At 72.3% G+C, this 14,925-nt stretch carries 12 protein-coding genes; 2 read left to right on the top strand and 10 right to left on the bottom strand.

The genetic code is table 11. From position 1 onward, the window contains the following. Positions 1–99: 99 nt before the first annotated feature. From DQ237_RS04545 to crcB, 6 genes are all read right to left on the bottom strand, one after another. Positions 100–1,707, bottom strand: a complete 1,608-nt coding sequence (locus DQ237_RS04545; protein WP_113797643.1) for a methyl-accepting chemotaxis protein — start codon at positions 1,705–1,707, stop codon at positions 100–102. A gap of 295 nt (positions 1,708–2,002) precedes the next feature. After that, complete coding sequence (locus DQ237_RS04540) at positions 2,003–3,610, bottom strand: methyl-accepting chemotaxis protein (RefSeq protein ID WP_113797641.1); 1,608 nt, start codon at positions 3,608–3,610, stop codon at positions 2,003–2,005. A gap of 324 nt (positions 3,611–3,934) precedes the next feature. Next, complete coding sequence (gene otsB, locus DQ237_RS04535; protein ID WP_113797639.1) at positions 3,935–4,681, bottom strand: trehalose-phosphatase; 747 nt, start codon at positions 4,679–4,681, stop codon at positions 3,935–3,937. Beyond that, positions 4,678–6,093: a trehalose-6-phosphate synthase gene (locus DQ237_RS04530; protein WP_113797637.1), complete on the bottom strand. Its 1,416-nt coding sequence runs from the start codon at positions 6,091–6,093 to the stop codon at positions 4,678–4,680. The genes otsB and DQ237_RS04530 overlap by 4 nt, the downstream gene beginning before the upstream one ends. A 50-nt stretch (positions 6,094–6,143) precedes the next feature. Further along, positions 6,144–6,503, bottom strand: a complete 360-nt coding sequence (locus tag DQ237_RS04525; RefSeq protein ID WP_113797635.1) for a CrcB family protein — start codon at positions 6,501–6,503, stop codon at positions 6,144–6,146. Continuing rightward, entirely contained in the window at positions 6,500–6,883 is a 384-nt protein-coding gene (gene crcB / locus DQ237_RS04520) for a fluoride efflux transporter CrcB (protein WP_113797633.1), read from the bottom strand. Before crcB ends, DQ237_RS04525 begins: the two co-directional genes overlap by 4 nt. 87 nt (positions 6,884–6,970) lie before the next feature. On the opposite strand from crcB, the gene DQ237_RS04515 reads away from it, so the two are divergent. Beyond that, on the top strand, positions 6,971–8,068 hold the full coding sequence (locus tag DQ237_RS04515) for a CaiB/BaiF CoA-transferase family protein (RefSeq protein WP_113797631.1): 1,098 nt from the start codon (positions 6,971–6,973) through the stop codon (positions 8,066–8,068). Positions 8,069–8,074: 6 nt separating this feature from the next. Here the strand turns inward: DQ237_RS04515 and DQ237_RS04510 are convergent, their stop codons facing one another. From DQ237_RS04510 to DQ237_RS04495, 4 genes are all read right to left on the bottom strand, one after another. After that, entirely contained in the window at positions 8,075–8,470 is a 396-nt protein-coding gene (locus DQ237_RS04510; RefSeq protein WP_147251741.1) for a hypothetical protein, read from the bottom strand. A gap of 104 nt (positions 8,471–8,574) precedes the next feature. Continuing rightward, positions 8,575–10,329: an N-acetylglutaminylglutamine synthetase gene (gene ngg, locus DQ237_RS04505; protein WP_205730074.1), complete on the bottom strand. Its 1,755-nt coding sequence runs from the start codon at positions 10,327–10,329 to the stop codon at positions 8,575–8,577. A 10-nt stretch (positions 10,330–10,339) separates the two neighbouring features. Continuing rightward, complete coding sequence (locus tag DQ237_RS04500) at positions 10,340–12,124, bottom strand: N-acetylglutaminylglutamine amidotransferase (protein WP_113797625.1); 1,785 nt, start codon at positions 12,122–12,124, stop codon at positions 10,340–10,342. 205 nt (positions 12,125–12,329) lie between these two features. Continuing rightward, positions 12,330–13,811 carry a S8 family serine peptidase gene (locus DQ237_RS04495; protein ID WP_113797623.1) on the bottom strand — a complete coding sequence of 494 codons (1,482 nt, stop codon included), beginning with the start codon at positions 13,809–13,811 and terminating at the stop codon, positions 12,330–12,332. A 108-nt stretch (positions 13,812–13,919) separates the two neighbouring features. Between DQ237_RS04495 and DQ237_RS04490 the strand changes: the two genes are divergently transcribed. Next, positions 13,920–14,912: an aldo/keto reductase gene (locus tag DQ237_RS04490; protein ID WP_113797621.1), complete on the top strand. Its 993-nt coding sequence runs from the start codon at positions 13,920–13,922 to the stop codon at positions 14,910–14,912. The last annotated feature ends 13 nt before the right edge of the window (positions 14,913–14,925 follow it).

Raw genomic sequence — 14,925 nt, 5'->3', positions numbered from 1 at the left:
CGCCACCATGTGCCCGTTCCACGACGACCGAGGGCGCACGGCAGCATTGCCGTGCGCCCTCGGGATGTGGCGGGTGTGCGGCCGGTGGCCCCGGTCGTGTCAGTAGGTGAAGCGGCCCACGGTGGTGCGCAGGTCCGACGCCATCCGCGACAGCTCGTCGACGGCGGTCCGGGTCTGGGTCAGCGCCTGCGTGGTGGAGTCGGCCGACGTCGAGACGCTGCTGATGTTGTCGGCGATCTGGGTGGTGCCGCCGGCGGCCTCCTGCACCGAGCGGGACATCTCGCTGGTGGTCGCGGTTTGCTCCTCCACCGCGGAGGCGATGGTGGTCTGGCGGTCGGAGATCTGCGCGACGATGCTGCTGATCTCCTCGATCGCGGTCACCGCCGCGGTGGTGTCGCCCTGGATGGCCAGGACCCGCTGCGCGATGTCCTCGGTGGCCTTGGCGGTCTCCTGCGCCAGCTCCTTGACCTCGTTGGCGACGACGGCGAACCCCTTGCCCGCCTCACCGGCCCGCGCCGCCTCGATGGTGGCGTTCAGCGCGAGCAGGTTCGTCTGCTCGGCGATGCTGGTGATGACCTTGACGACGTTGCCGATCTCGGCCGAGGACTCCCCCAGCTTGGCGACGGTGGCCGTGGTGGTCTCCGCGGCCGACACGGCACGGTTGGCGACCTCGCTGGCCTCCGCGGCGTTCTGCGAGATCTCCCGGATGGACAGGCCCATCTCCTCGGCACCCGCGGCGACGGTCTGCACGCTGCGGGAGACCTCCTCCGCGGCGGAGGACACGACACCGGACTGGGCGGCGGTCTCCTCGGCCGAGGCGGCGATCTGCGCCGAGGAGGCAGAGAGCTCCTCGGAGGAGGCGGCGACAGCGCTGGCGGAGGCGGCCACGCCGGCCATGACCTCGCGCAGCGAGCTCTGGGCCCGGCCGAGGGCCGAAGCCATCCGGCCCAGCTCGTCGTTGCCGCTCGCGGCGGGGGAGACGGTCAGGTCACCCTCGGCGAGCGCCTCGACCGAGGTCTGCACCGAGCGGACGGTGCGGACCAGCCGGCGGACGATCAGCACGGCCAGCGCACCGGAGATGACGATGCCGACGCCGAGGAGGACCAGCACGATCCAGACGGCCGCCTTCGCAGAGTCCTGGTCGTCGTCGACGTGCGTGGTCGCCGAGGCCGACTGCGCCTCACCCTCGGCGACGATCGCGTCGAGCGCGTCGTCGCCGATGCCGCGGACCTGGCCCTGGTAGAGCGCACCGAACCCGGCGGCATTGCCGGCGTCGGCGAGGGGGAAGAGGGTCGTCGTCGACGCCTGCACGAACGCGGCTGCGTCCTCCTTCAGTCCGACGATGGCGGCGTCGTCCTTGGCGTGCGGGGCGTAGGCCTCGAGGACGTCCTGGAGCTTGGTGTAGCGCTCGTCGATCTCGGTGCGCAGCTCGGCGCGGGTCGCGACGTCGGCGACCGCGTACTGCAGCACGCGGGCGCGCACGCCCTGGAAGTGCCGCTGCGCCTCGTTCAGCTGCACCATCGGCGCGACGTTCTCGTCGTAGAGCCCCTGCTGGGCGTCGGCGAGGCTGTTGATCCGGTCGACGGCCACGCCGCCGGCGGCCAGGCCGACGCCGCCGAGGAGAACCATCGCCGCCCCCAGCTTGACGCCGACGGGGCGGTCGGCGAACCAGTTGCCGCGCCGGGCGGGCGCACTGGGAACGGTCATGACGAACTCCTGTGAAATGTGTGACGGGCGGGGTGGAATGGAACGGGTTCCTCTCCGACGCCATCGTCGCGGGATTCCCGTGCACCAAGGAAAGTAGGGGCAGCGTCACTGGACCGACCCCATCGACACGCGTGTCGCATTGTGCGCGACCGAATAGTTCGATAACCGTCTCGGAAATGTCGACAAGGCTGCTTTCTTCACACCGGGAACTCGCGCCACAGCAGGAACGCGAAGAAGCGCACGACCGGTCGGTCGTGCGCTTCTCCGCGTGCGGTGGTGCGGGGCGAGGCTCGCGTCAGTAGGTGAACTGCCCGACGGTGGTGCGCAGGTCGGCAGCCATCCGGGAGAGCTCGTCGACGGCGACCCGGGTCTGCCCCAGGGCCTGGGTGGTGGCATCGGCCGCACCCGAGACGCCGGAGATGTTGTCGGCGATCTGGGTGGTGCCGCCGGCGGCCTCCTGCACCGAGCGCGACATCTCGCTCGTCGTCGCCGTCTGCTCCTCCACCGCGCTGGCGATGGTGGTCTGCCGGTCGGAGATCTGCGCGACGATGCTGCTGATCTCCTCGATCGCGGTCACCGCGGCCGTCGTGTCGCCCTGGATGGCCAGGACCCGCTTGGCGATGTCCTCGGTCGCCTTCGCCGTCTCCTGCGCCAGCTCCTTGACCTCGTTGGCCACGACCGCGAAGCCCTTACCGGCCTCACCAGCACGCGCGGCCTCGATGGTCGCGTTCAGCGCCAGCAGGTTGGTCTGCTCCGCGATGCTCGTGATCACCTTGACCACGTTGCCGATCTCGGCCGAGGAGTCGCCCAGCTTGGCCACGGTGGCGGTGGTGGTGGCCGCGGCGTCCACGGCGCGGGCGGCGACCTGGCTGGCCTCCGCGGCGTTGGTGGCGATCTCGCGGATCGACGCCCCCATCTCCTCGGCTCCGGCGGCGACGGTCTGCACGCTGCGCGAGACCTCCTCGGCGGCACCGGCGACCACGCCGGACTGGGCCGAGGTCTCCTCCGCCGAGGCCGAGATCTGCGCCGACGAGGCCGACAGCTCCTCGGAGGAGGCAGCCACCGCGTCCGCCGAGGCGACGACCGAGGCCATCACCGCACGCAGGCTGGCCTGCGCCGAGTCCAGGGAGCCGGCCATCTGGCCGATCTCGTCCCGCGAGGTCACGCCAGTGACGACCGTCAGGTCACCCTTGGCCAGGGCGTCGAGCGACAGCTTGACCCGCTGCACCGGGCGGGCGATCGAGCGCATGGTCAGCAGGCTCAGCGCGAGGATGAGCAGGACGGCGGCGACGGCGACCGTGATGCTCTGGGTCTCGGCGCTGCTGATCGCGTCGTCCAGCTCCTTCTGGGCGATGGCGCTCTCGGCGGCCAGGGCGTCCTTGGCCGCACCGACGGCACCGTCGCTCAGGTCGTTGGCCGCCTGGATCTCCTCCCAGCGGGCGCGGGCGCCGGCCTGGTCGGCGATCGCCGAGTTGACGTACACCGTGATGGCGTCGGTGTAGGCGGCGTAGGCCTCCTCGAGGGCGCCGACGGTGTCGGCCGACTCCCCGTGCAGCTCGATCGTGCCCAGCTCCTCGAGCATCTCCTGCGGGGTGGCGATGTCGTCGGCCAGCTCGGCGAGCTGCTCGGTCGGGTCGGGGCGGGTGGCGGCCTTGAAGCCGTCGACCTTGAGCTCGCTGGCGCGGGTGTCGAGCTGGAGGACCAGCTTCTCCGCCTGGTTGAGGCGGTCGAGCTCGTCGCTCGCGTCGTTCACCGCGGACGTGCCCACGAGGAGCGCGGTGACGACGCCGGCGAACGCCACCATGACGACGCCGACGAGGATGCCGAACTTCACCGCCAGGGGGCGGTCGGCGAACCAGCCCGCGCGCCGCTGCGCGACGGGAGAAGAGATACGGGTGCTCACGGGAAACCGTCCTGACGATGAAGGGCCTGCGCCACCGCTCCTGGTGACAGCGCTGATTGTGGTCACTCCAACGAGCACGCGACACGCAATTCAAACGTGCCGGAACAATTGTGATCGACCGTTCGGGTCAGCGGCTCGAGAGATGGCCATTTGTCGACATCCCGCGATTCCCGAGATAGTTCGCCGGGCACATCATCGGCCGGGAAATGCGCAGGTCGCGACGGCCGCGGCATTCGAGCGCCGTCCGATCGGCGGTCTCCGGCAGGGCTCCGGAACCATCCAGGGCCTATTGGTCGCCTGGTTGGCAAGCCCGACACGCCGTGATCAGGCGAGCAGTTCCCGGAGCCGGGTCAGCACGCGGAGGGCGCCCGCGGGGTCCGGGACGCGGTGGTGCGCGGCGGTCTCCCCCTCGCCGACCTTGACCGAGACGCCGTTCCCGGCCAGCGCCCGGAAGCCGTCCTCGTCGGTCACGTCGTCGCCCAGGTAGACCGCCCCCGCCGCGCCGAGGTCGGCCATCAGCCGCCGGAGCGCCGAGCCCTTGTCGGCGTCGGTGACCGCCATCTCCAGCACGTCCTTGCCGGGCTTCATCGTCAGTGACGAATCCACCAGCGCCCGGGCGCGAGCGAGCAGCTCGGCAGCGGCATCGCGGTCGGCGACCTGCCGGACGTGGACGGCCACGCTCGCCGGCTTCACCTCCAGTCGCGCGCCGGGGGTGCCGGCCACCTCCGGTCCGAGCAGCCGGGCCAGCTCGTCCCGGTGCTCGGCGAGGTCGCCGCTGAGCGGACCGTCGTACTCGGCGCCGTGGCTGCCGACCCAGCGGAAGGGACCGGCCAGCCCGCTGGTGCGCTGCAGGTCCTCGACCCCCCGGCCGCTGACCAGAGCCACGGCCACGCCGTCGACGGCCGCGAGCGACGCCAGCGCCTCGGACACGCCGGGCTCCGGAACGGCGGCGGAGGGATCGTCGCGGAGCCGGGCCAGCACCCCGTCGTAGTCGCTGGCGACGAGCAGTGGACGCCGCGCGGCCACTGCGGCGAGCGCGGCCTCCAGCGCAGGATCGAGGTCCGAGCTCACGCCTGCCTGCGCAGAGCCTCGAAGAAGGAGCTGGCCCAGTGGTCCAGGTCGTTCTTCGCCAGGTGCCGGCGCATGGCGCGCATCCGCTTCGACAGCTCCGCGGGTTCGGCCCGCAGCGCGCGCACCAGCTGGTTCTTGACCCCGGCGATGTCGTGCGGATTGACCAGGAACGCCTGCTTGAGCTGGGCGGCGGCGCCCGCGAACTCCGACAGCACCAGCGCGCCGCCGTCGTCGCCCCGCGCGGCCACGTACTCCTTGGCGACCAGGTTCATGCCGTCGCGGTACGGGGTCACGAGCATGACGTCGGCCGCGCGGTACAGAGCGGCGAGCTCCTCACGCGGCATCGACTGGTTGAAGTAGTGGACCGCCGGGCCGGCGATGGAGCCGAAGACGCCGTTGATGTGCCCGACCTGCTGCTCGATCGTCTCGCGCATGTGCACGTAGTGCTCGACCCGCTCGCGGCTCGGGGTGGCGACCTGTACCAGCACCGTGTCCGGCGCCTCGACGATGCCGTCCTCCAGGAGCTCCTGGAAGGCGTTGAGGCGGACGCTGATGCCCTTGGTGTAGTCCAGCCGGTCGACGCCCAGGATGATCTTGCTCGGGTTCCCCAGCTCCTCGCGGATCTCCTTGGCACGGGCGAGCACCTCGGGGGAGGAGGCGAGCTCGTCGAACGCCGCGACGTCGATGGAGATCGGGAAGGCCTTCGCGGTGACGGTCCGCTGGTCGTACGTGATCTGGTCGCGCCGGCAGGTCAGGTCGTGCAGCCGTCGGGCCAGCTGGACGAAGTTCGCCGCGGCGGAGGGCAGCTGGAAGCCCACCAGGTCCGCGCCGAGGAGCCCCTCGACGATCGCCGACCGCCACGGCAGCTGGGTGAACAGCTCGTAGGGCGGGAACGGGATGTGCAGGAAGAACCCGATCGTGAGGTCGGGTCGGCGCTGGCGGAGCATCGCCGGCACCAGCTGGAGCTGGTAGTCGTGCACCCAGACGATGGCGTTTTCGGCCGCGACAGCCGCGGCGCGCTCGGCGAACCGCTTGTTGACCTGCACGTAGGTGTCCCACCAGGTCCGGTGGTACTCCGGCTTCTCCACGACGTCGTGGTAGAGCGGCCACAGCGAGGCGTTCGACATGCCCTCGTAGTAGCGGTCGACCTCCTCCTCGGAGAGCGGCACGGGGATGAGCTGCATCCCGCCGGACTCGAAGGGCTCGGGCGCCTCTCCCGCCGAGCCGGACCAACCGACCCAGGCACCACCGCGACCCGCGACGAACGGCTCCAGCGCGGTGACCAGCCCGCCGGGGCTGCGCTGCCAGCGGGTCGAGCCGTCAGGCTCGGTGACCTGGTCGACCGGCAGCCGGTTCGCGACCACGACGACGGGACTGTCCGCCTTGACCTCAACCTCGTTGTTCTCGGCCATACCGCCCCGACCCTATCCAGAGCGGCGGCCGGTCGCCCTCCGGGCGCGGTTCAGAGCACCCGGCCGAGTGCGTAACCGGCTCCGGCCGCACCGAGACCGAGGACCAGCGTGGCAGCCAGGTACGCCCCCAGCACCCGGCTGCGGCGCTGCTCGGCCAGCCGGACGACGTCGGTGCCGAAGGTGGAGAACGTCGTCAGCGTGCCGCAGAACCCGGTGCCCACGAGGGCCACCAGCCAGGCGGGGCAGTCCGCGCTGCCGAGCAGCAGCCCGAGCAGCGCGCTCCCGACGACGTTGACCGTCACCGTGCCGAGCACGCTCCCCGGCCCCCGCCTGCGCACGGCGACGCGTTCGGCCAGCAGCCGCAGGGGGGCGCCCAGCACGGCACCGGCCACGACCAGCCACGGGGTCACGATGCGCCCCGGGTCATCCGCCGTCCGGCGAGGGTGCCCGCGGCCGCGGCGAGCACGCCACCCACGACCGAGACGACGACGTAGCCGACGGCGGTACCGGCCGCTCCGGCGTCGGCCAGGCGCACGGTCTCGACGGCGAACGTCGAGTACGTGGTGAAGCCTCCCAGGACCCCCACGCCCAGAAACGGACGCGCCCACGTCGGGGTGGGGGAGCGGGCTGCCAGCAGTGCGACGAGCAACCCGAGGAGCAGGCAGCCGACCAGGTTGACCAGGAGCGTCGCCCAGGGCCATCCGGGAGGGGAGCCGGGGACCGCCTCGGCCAGACCCCAGCGCGCCAGGGCACCGAGGGCGCCGCCGACCGCGGCGAGGAGATAGGCCATGTGACCTGCCCCTCCTCTCGTCCCGGGCGTGCGGCAGAGTGCCTCCGGGAGGGTCGCATGCCGGCGGCCGGGAGCAGGGGAGCGCACGTGGGTCCACTCGAGGGTGTCCGGGTCGTCGAGTTCGCGGGGCTGGGCCCGGGGCCCTTCTGCGGCATGCTGCTCGCCGACCTCGGGGCCGACGTCGTCCGCATCGACCGCAAGGGCGCGCGCGGGGGACTGCTGGGCTCGCTCGGGGCGACGTCGCTGCTGGACCGGGGGAAGCGCTCGATCGCCCTCGACCTCAAGGAGCCTGCGGATCTCGAGGTGGTCCGCGCCCTCGTGCGACGGTCGGACGTGCTGCTCGAGGGCTTCCGGCCGGGCGTCATGGAGCGGCTGGGGCTCGGGCCCGACGAGCTGATGGGGGAGAACCCCGCACTGGTGTACGGCCGGATGACCGGATGGGGCCAGACCGGCCCGCTGGCGCACTCGGCCGGGCACGACATCGGCTACATCGCGCTCACCGGCGCGCTGGGGGCCTCGGGCCGGCCCGACGAGCGCCCGGCGCCGCCGCTGAACCTGCTCGGCGACTTCGGCGGCGGGGGAGTGTTCCTCGCCCTGGGCGCGCTCGCGGCGCTGATCCGTGCGCGGTCGACGGGGGAGGGGCAGGTGGTCGACGCGGCGATCGTCGACGGCACCGCCGTCCTCACCACGATGATCCACGGCATGCTCGACGCCGGGGTCTGGACCGACCGGCGCGGCCGCAACCTGCTCGACACCGGTGCGCCGTTCTACGACGTGTACCGCTGCGCCGACGACACCTTCCTCGCCGTCGGGGCGCTGGAGGAGCAGTTCTACGCGGCGTTGCTGGAAGGGCTCGGGCTGGCCGGGGACGAGACGCTGCCGGACCGCAACGACCCGCGCCAGTGGCCGGCCCTGCGGGAGCGGTTCACCGAGCTGTTCGCCTCCCGCACGCGCGCGGAGTGGTGGCAGGTGTTCGAGGGCACCGACGCGTGCGTCGCGCCGGTGTGGTCGCTGCTGGAGGCGACGACGGACTCGCACAACGTGGAGCGCGGGGTGTTCGTCGAGGTCGACGGCGTCCTCCAGCCCGACGTCGCCCCGCGGTTCTCGGTGACCCCCGGTCGCGTGGGCTCGGTGCCCCGGGCCGGCCAGCACACCGAGGAGATCCGCGCCGAGCTCGGCCTCTGAGAGGGGTCAGGCGTCGTCGTCCGCGGGAACGCTCCAGAGGTGGACGGCGACGTCGAGGCCGCGACGGTCGAACTCCCGCCGCAGCTCACGGGCCAGCACCTCGCCCTCCCGGGCCCAGTCGCGGCTCCCGGAGAGGGTCTGCCGCTCCGCCCAGGCCTCCAGCCGCTCGGTCAGCCGGGCGCTGAGCCCGAGGTCCGCGGGATCGAGCTGGCCCGCGCGGCCGTCCGGCGAGCGGTCCCACAGGAACGGGCCGTGGTCGGGCAGGAGGAGCACCACGGACGGCAGCCGCGGGGGAGGCGGCTCCGGGAGATCGGACAGGTCGGGCTCGACACCGAACCGCGCCCGGTACTGCTCCGGGCTCAGGAAGAGCATCGGCTCCTCGCGCCGGCCCCCACGTGCCATGAGCGGACGATAGCCCGACCTCCGGCGCCTCCCCCTCACCGTTCCGGGTCCTCCCTCAGCACCGACCACGAGGGAGGACCCATGACGATCAGGTCACCTGATCATCAGGAACGGCGGCGGGTCTCCGGGAACAGCAGGTCGACGAAGCGCTCCGCGGTCGGCTGCGGCTCGTGGTTGGCCAGGCCCGGACGCTCGTTGGCCTCGATGAACACGTAGTCGGGCCCGGCGACGTCGGGCACCAGGAAGTCGATGCCGGTGACCGGGATGTCCAGCGCCTCGGCGGCCCGCACGGCGGCGGCCGCGATCTCGGGGTGGAGCCGGGCGGTGCAGTCCTCGATCGTGCCGCCGGTGTGCAGGTTCGCCGTCCGGCGCACCTGGATCCGCTCCCCGTTGGGCGGGACGTCGTCCATGCTCCAGCCCTCGTCGGCCACCACCTCGGCGGTGGTGTCGTCCAGGGGGATGCGGGACTCCCCGCCCGTGGCCCGCTCGCGCCGGCGACTGGTGGCACGGACCAGGTCGGTGACGGTGTTCCGGCCGTCGGCGACCACCTCGGCAGGACGCCGGACAGCGGCCGCCACCACCCGGCGGTCGATGACGAGGACCCTCAGGTCGTCGCCGGGCACCAGCTCCTCGACCAGCACGTCCGGGCAGAACTGGAGCGCGTACCGGACCGCCTTCTCCAGCCCCGCCTCGTCCTTCACCCCGACGGTGATGCCCCGGCCCTGCTCACCGCGCGCGGGCTTCACGACGACACCGCCGACCTCGCGCACCAGGGCGACGGCGTCGTCCAGCTCGCCCTCGCAGGCCAGCGCACCGCGGGCGACGCGGACCCCCGCGCGCTCCATGATCCGGCGGGTCACCCGCTTGTCGTCGCAGCGGCTCATCGCCACCGCCGTGGTGAACTCCGACAGCGACTCGCGGGTCACCACGGTCCGGCCGCCGACCGACAGCCGGAGCTCACCGAACTCGGCGTCCAGCACCTCGACCCGGATGCCGCGGCGCAGCGCCTCCTCCGCGATGATCAGCGCGTAGGGGTTGAGCTCCTCGAGCCCCGGCGGGCGGGCGGCGAACAGTGGCGTGTTGATCGGGTTCTTGCGCTTGACGCAGACCGCCGACACCCGGCTGAAGCCCAGCTTCCGGTAGAGCTTGATCGCGCCCTCGTTGTCGTGCATGACCGAGAGGTCCAGGTAGGCGCGGCCGCGGCCCACGTAGCGCTCGGCCAGCACGCGTACCAGCGCCTCGCCGGTCCCGGGCGGGGCGTCCTGGTTGTGCACGGCCAGGCACCACAGGCTGGTGCCACCCTCGGGGTCGTCGAAGGCCAGGGTGTGGTCGACGCCGGTGACCGTGCCGACGATCCGGCCGGTGCGGGTGTCCTCGGCGACGAGGTAGGTGAAGCAGCGCGTGCGGTGGTTGTCCCACATGACGTCGGCGTCGCCGACCACCATGCCGTTGAGCGCGTAGATCTCGTTGATCGCCTCCATCTCCGCGCGCGAGGTCGCGGTCCGCACGAACACGCCCCGGATCAGCTCGTGACGCGGGCGGTAACGGTAGAGGTCCAGCCGGAACGTGTAGCTCGGGTCGATGAACAGCTCGTCGGGCGCGAGGCCGACCAGCACGTGCGGGTCGCGGGGGTAGATGCAGATGTCCCGCTCGCCGCTCTCCTCGGCCCGCAGGGCGTCGACGATGCCGCGCAGGTCGGCGAACGTCTGGCCGAAGACCAGCCGGCCCCAGCCCATGTCCATGACGACGTCGTGCTGCATCCCCTGGAGCTGGTGCTCCGACGGCTTGCGCCAGGACCGGTCGGTCAGGGCCGGGGGAACCGGATTGCGGCGCCGGTGGCCCGCGAGCCGGGGTGCCATGGTCATCTCCTCAGACCGCGTGCGTCTGCAGCCAGAGCTCGAGCAGGCCGAGCTGCCAGAGCTTGTTCCCCCGCAGCGGCGTCAGCTCACCGTTCGGGTCCGCCAGCAGCTCACGCACGTACTCGGGGCGGAACATTCCCCGGTCGCGCGCAGCGTCGCTGGACAGCGCGTCCTTCACCAGACCGAGGACCTTGCCCTCGAGGTGGGTGATCGCGGGGACCGGGAAGTAGCCCTTCGGCCGGTCGATGACCTCCGGCGGGATGATCCGGCGGCCGATCGCCTTGAGCACGCCCTTGCCGCCGTCGGCCAGCTTCAGCTCGGGCGGGCACAGCGCGGCCAGCTCGACGAGGTCGTGGTCGAGGAACGGCACGCGCGCCTCCAGCCCCCACGCCATGGACATGTTGTCCACGCGCTTGACCGGGTCGTCGACCAGCATGATCTCGCTGTCGAGGCGCAGGGCCGCGTCCACCGCGGTCTCCGCGCCGGCGGCTTCCATGTGGGCGCGCACGAAGGCCAGGCTGGGGTCCGCAGCCAGCGCGTACCGGTCGGAGACGACGGCGGCCATCTGCGCGTGGTCGCGGTCGAAGAACGCCTTCGCGTAGGTCTCCACCGCCTGCTCGCGGCCCACGCCCTGCAGCGGCGGGTACCAGTGGTAACCGGCGAACACCTCGTCGGCGCCCTGACCGGACTGGACGACCTTGATCGTCTGGCTGACGCGCTCGCTGAGCAGGTCGAAGGCGACGACGTCATGGCTCACCATGGGCTCGGCCATCGCCCCGACAGCATGACCGAGGGCCCCGACCAGCTCGTCGGAGGCCACCCGGATCCGGTGGTGGTTCGTGCCGAACCGCTCGGCGATCACGTCCGAGTACACGAACTCGTCGCCCTCGCGCCCGCCGACGGACTCGAAGCCGATCGAGTACGTCGCCAGGTCCTTCTGCCCTTCCTGCGCGAGCAGGCCGACGATCAGGCTCGAGTCCAGCCCACCGGAGAGCAGCACCCCCACCGGGATGTCCGCGACCAGGCGACGGCGCACGGCGACCCGCAGCGCCTCCTCGATCGCGTCCTCCCAGTCGCGGGCGGACCAGTTGGCGTACTCGGCGCGCCGCTCGTAGGTGGCGTTCCAGTAGCGGTGCTCACGGCTCGTGCCGTCGGCCTCGATCACCCGGACGGTGGCGGGCGGGAGCTTGCGGACGCCGTTGAGGATCGTGCGCGGCGCCGGCACCACGGCGTGCCAGGTCAGGTAGTGGTGCAGTGCGACGGCGTCGATGGAGGTGTCGACGTCACCGGCCCGCAGCAGGGCGGGGAGCGTGGAGGCGAAGCGCAGCCGCTTGCCGGGGGTCTCCGACAGGTAGAGCGGCTTGATCCCGAGCCGGTCGCGGGCCATGACCACGCGGCCGGTGTCCCGCTCGGTGATGACGAAGGCGAACATGCCGTGCAGGTGGGAGACGACGTCGGTGCCCCAGTGGTGGTAGCCCTTGAGGATCACCTCGGTGTCGCTGTGCGAGAAGAACCGGTAGCCGTGGCCCTCGAGCTCGGCGCGCAGCTCCTGGTAGTCGTAGATGCAGCCGTTGAAGACCGCCGTCAGCCCCAGCTCGTTGTCCACCATGGGCTGCGAGCCGCAGGTGGAGAGGTCGATGACCGACAGCCGTCGGTGCCCGAAGGCGATCCGGCCGTTGCTCCACGAGCCCTGTCCGTCCGGCCCGCGCGGCACCAGGGCCTGCACCATGCGGTCGACCGCGGCCGTGTCGGCCATGGACCCGTCGAACGTGATCTCGCCACAGAGGCCGCACATGCGACTTGATCTAACCCGCGACCGCCGATCCACGCGCGTCGAGACCAAGATCACCCAGGCCGGCGACTGTTCCACGTGGAACGGTCCGCACCCCTCTCCCCGTGATCATGAAGTTCGGGAAGCGCCACGCCGGCGAGGCGCGGTGTGTTGCTTCCCGGACTTCATGATCACGTCGGAGGTGAGGTGGGGGCGGGCGGGGCGGGGGTCAGCCGGTGGCGGTGGCGGTGGCGCCGGTGAGCCGCTGCACCGCGGCGACGACGTCGACCAGGCCGGTGCCCTTGTCGAACGACGTCGTGTAGCCGCCCACCGCGCGGTACGCGGCGCCGTCGGTGTAGCGGTACGCCGTGCCCTTGAGCGCCGCTTCGACCTCCGCCGGGGTCGCGGTCGGGTCGGCCTGGAGCAGCTGCGCCACGATGCCGGCGATGTGCGGCGCGGCCATCGACGTGCCGCTGATCGTGTTGAAGGTGCCGACGTCGAGCAGGCCGGGGCCGTTGCGGAAGTCCAGCCCGGTCGAGCAGATGGGCAGGTACGGGCGGCAGGACGAGGTGATGTTCTCACCGGGCGCCGAGAGGTCGGGCCACGTGGCGGGGTCGGCCGCCGCACCGCGGGAGGAGTACTCGCTGACGGTGCCGTCGCGGGTGCCGGTGTCCTGGTCGTAGAAGGAGGCGACGGAGAGGATGCCGCCGGTCGGGTCCTGGCCGGGCGGGTTGGTGAGCGAGGTGGAGCCGTCGCCCCCGTCGTTGCCGGCGGCCCAGACGGTGACGACGCCCTCGGCGGCCAGCGCCCGCTGCAGCTTCACCGTGGCGGAGTTCGGATCGAACTCGCCGCCCCCGCTCGGCCCGTAGCTGTTGTTGGTCACCTTGATCGGCGGGCAGACCGAGGCGGGGACGGCGGCGCCGCACGGGTGCTCGTGGTTCTCCAGCACCCAGTTCAGCGCCGAGTCCGCCCCGACGATCAGCAGCACCGCGCCGGTCGAGATCGAGACCAGGCTCGCGCCCGGGGCCGCGCCCTGGAGGGTGGCACCGTCGGACAGGGTCGTCGGCCGGCCGGCCACGATCCCGCTGACGTGCGTGCCGTGCCCACCGACGGCGAGGGTGTCGGTGTCGAGAGCGGTCGGCACCGGGACGACGCAGCCGGGGCTGGTGCTGGTCTCGAGCAGGCACAGGCTCTTGAGGCTGGCGACGACCGCGCTGCCTCCGTCGGGCTCGCGGAAGTAGGGGTGGTTCGGGTCGACGCCCGAGTCGATGACCGCGACGGAGACGCCGCTGCCGTCGAGGGCCTCGCCGTTGGCGCCGGTGAGCGTGGCGACCGCCTCGGCCCCGCGGGTGGCGGTGTTCGACGTCTCCTGGGCGAACTCGATCGGGGTGTTGCCCTCGAGGTAGGTGACCCCGGGCTGCGTGCGCGCCGCCTCGATCTGGTCGGCGGTGCCGGAGGCGACCACGACGCCGATGCGCTCGAACTCGGTCACCGTCCGCATGCCGGTCGCCGCCACCGCGGACCTGGCGGCGGCGGCATCGGTGCCGTGCACCATCACGGTGGTCGTACCGGTCAGCGTGGTCAGCTGCTCGGCCAGGAAGTCCTGGACCGGGGCCGGCGCGGGCGCGGCCTGGGCGGGGCCCGCGACGAGGGCGCCGACGACGACCGCGCCGGAGACCACCCCCAGCAGGCGACGGGACGAGCGGGTCATGGCTCTCCTCGGTGTCTGTCACGGCATCGGGACGTGACCGGACAACGACGAAGCGCCTGCCGGGTTACCGGCCGGTTGGTGACCGCTCCTCCCGGGCAGGACCGGTCCATGCGCACGCAGACGCTCCGCGACCTGACCGTCTCCGCCCAGGGCCTGGGCTGCATGGGGATGAGCGACTTCTACGGCACCCGGGACGAGGACGAGTCGATCCGCACGATCCACCGGGCGCTCGACCTCGGGGTGACCTTCCTCGACACCGCCGACATGTACGGCCCCTTCACCAACGAGCGGCTGGTCGGGCGGGCGATCGAGGGGCGTCGCGAGCAGGTCGTCGTCGCCACGAAGTTCGGCAACGAGCGGCGCGAGGACGGCTCGTTCGTCGGGATCAACGGTCGCCCCGAGTACGTGCACCGCGCCTGCGACGCCTCGCTCCAGCGTCTCGGCGTCGACGTCATCGACCTCTACTACCAGCACCGGGTGGACACCTCGGTGCCCGTCGAGGACACCTGGGGCGCCATGGCCGAGCTGGTCCAGGCGGGGAAGATCCGGCACGCGGGCATCTCCGAGGCCGCACCCGAGACCATCCGCCGCGCGCACGCCGTGCAGCCGATCACCGCCGTCCAGACCGAGTACTCGCTGTGGACCCGCGACCCGGAGGACGACGGCGTGCTGGCCACCTGCAGCGAGCTCGGGATCGGGTTCGTCGCGTACTCCCCGCTGGGGCGTGGCTTCCTCTCCGGGCAGATCCGCAGCGTCGACGACCTGGCGGCCGACGACTTCCGCCGGCACAACCCCCGGTTCCAGGGGGAGGCGTTCCAGCAGAACCTGCGTCTGGTCGAGCGGGTGCGCGAGCTGGCCGACGAGAAGGGCGTGACCGCGGGCCAGCTCGCGCTCGCCTGGGTCATGGCGCAGAGCGGCCGGAACGGCAACCCGGCCGTGGTGCCGATCCCGGGCACCAAGCGGGTGTCGTACCTGGAGGAGAACGCCGCGGCCGCCGATGTCACGCTCTCCGACGGCGACCTCCGGCGACTCGACGAGGCCGCGCCGCTGGGCGCTGCCGTGGGCGATCGCTACCCGGACATGTCCTCCGTGCACCGCTGAGGAGCGGCCCGAC

This window comes from Blastococcus sp. TF02-8, assembly GCF_003319175.1.
Taxonomy (GTDB): domain Bacteria; phylum Actinomycetota; class Actinomycetes; order Mycobacteriales; family Geodermatophilaceae; genus Blastococcus.
Note: the sequence above shows the minus strand (reverse complement) of the source record. Positions and strands in the feature narration are given on the sequence as shown.

Excerpts from the sequence above, each read along its gene's own strand:
- DQ237_RS04545 (WP_113797643.1), bottom strand. The coding sequence starts at position 1,707 with ATGACCGTTCCCAGTGCGCCCGCCCGGCGCGGCAACTGGTTCGCCGAC.
- DQ237_RS04530 (WP_113797637.1), bottom strand. The coding sequence starts at position 6,093 with ATGGCCGAGAACAACGAGGTTGAGGTCAAGGCGGACAGTCCCGTCGTC.
- crcB (WP_113797633.1), bottom strand. The coding sequence starts at position 6,883 with ATGGCCTATCTCCTCGCCGCGGTCGGCGGCGCCCTCGGTGCCCTGGCG.
- DQ237_RS04510 (WP_147251741.1), bottom strand. The coding sequence starts at position 8,470 with ATGGCACGTGGGGGCCGGCGCGAGGAGCCGATGCTCTTCCTGAGCCCG.
- ngg (WP_205730074.1), bottom strand. The coding sequence starts at position 10,329 with ATGGCACCCCGGCTCGCGGGCCACCGGCGCCGCAATCCGGTTCCCCCG.
- DQ237_RS04500 (WP_113797625.1), bottom strand. The coding sequence starts at position 12,124 with ATGTGCGGCCTCTGTGGCGAGATCACGTTCGACGGGTCCATGGCCGAC.
- DQ237_RS04495 (WP_113797623.1), bottom strand. The coding sequence starts at position 13,811 with ATGACCCGCTCGTCCCGTCGCCTGCTGGGGGTGGTCTCCGGCGCGGTC.
- DQ237_RS04490 (WP_113797621.1), top strand. The coding sequence starts at position 13,920 with ATGCGCACGCAGACGCTCCGCGACCTGACCGTCTCCGCCCAGGGCCTG.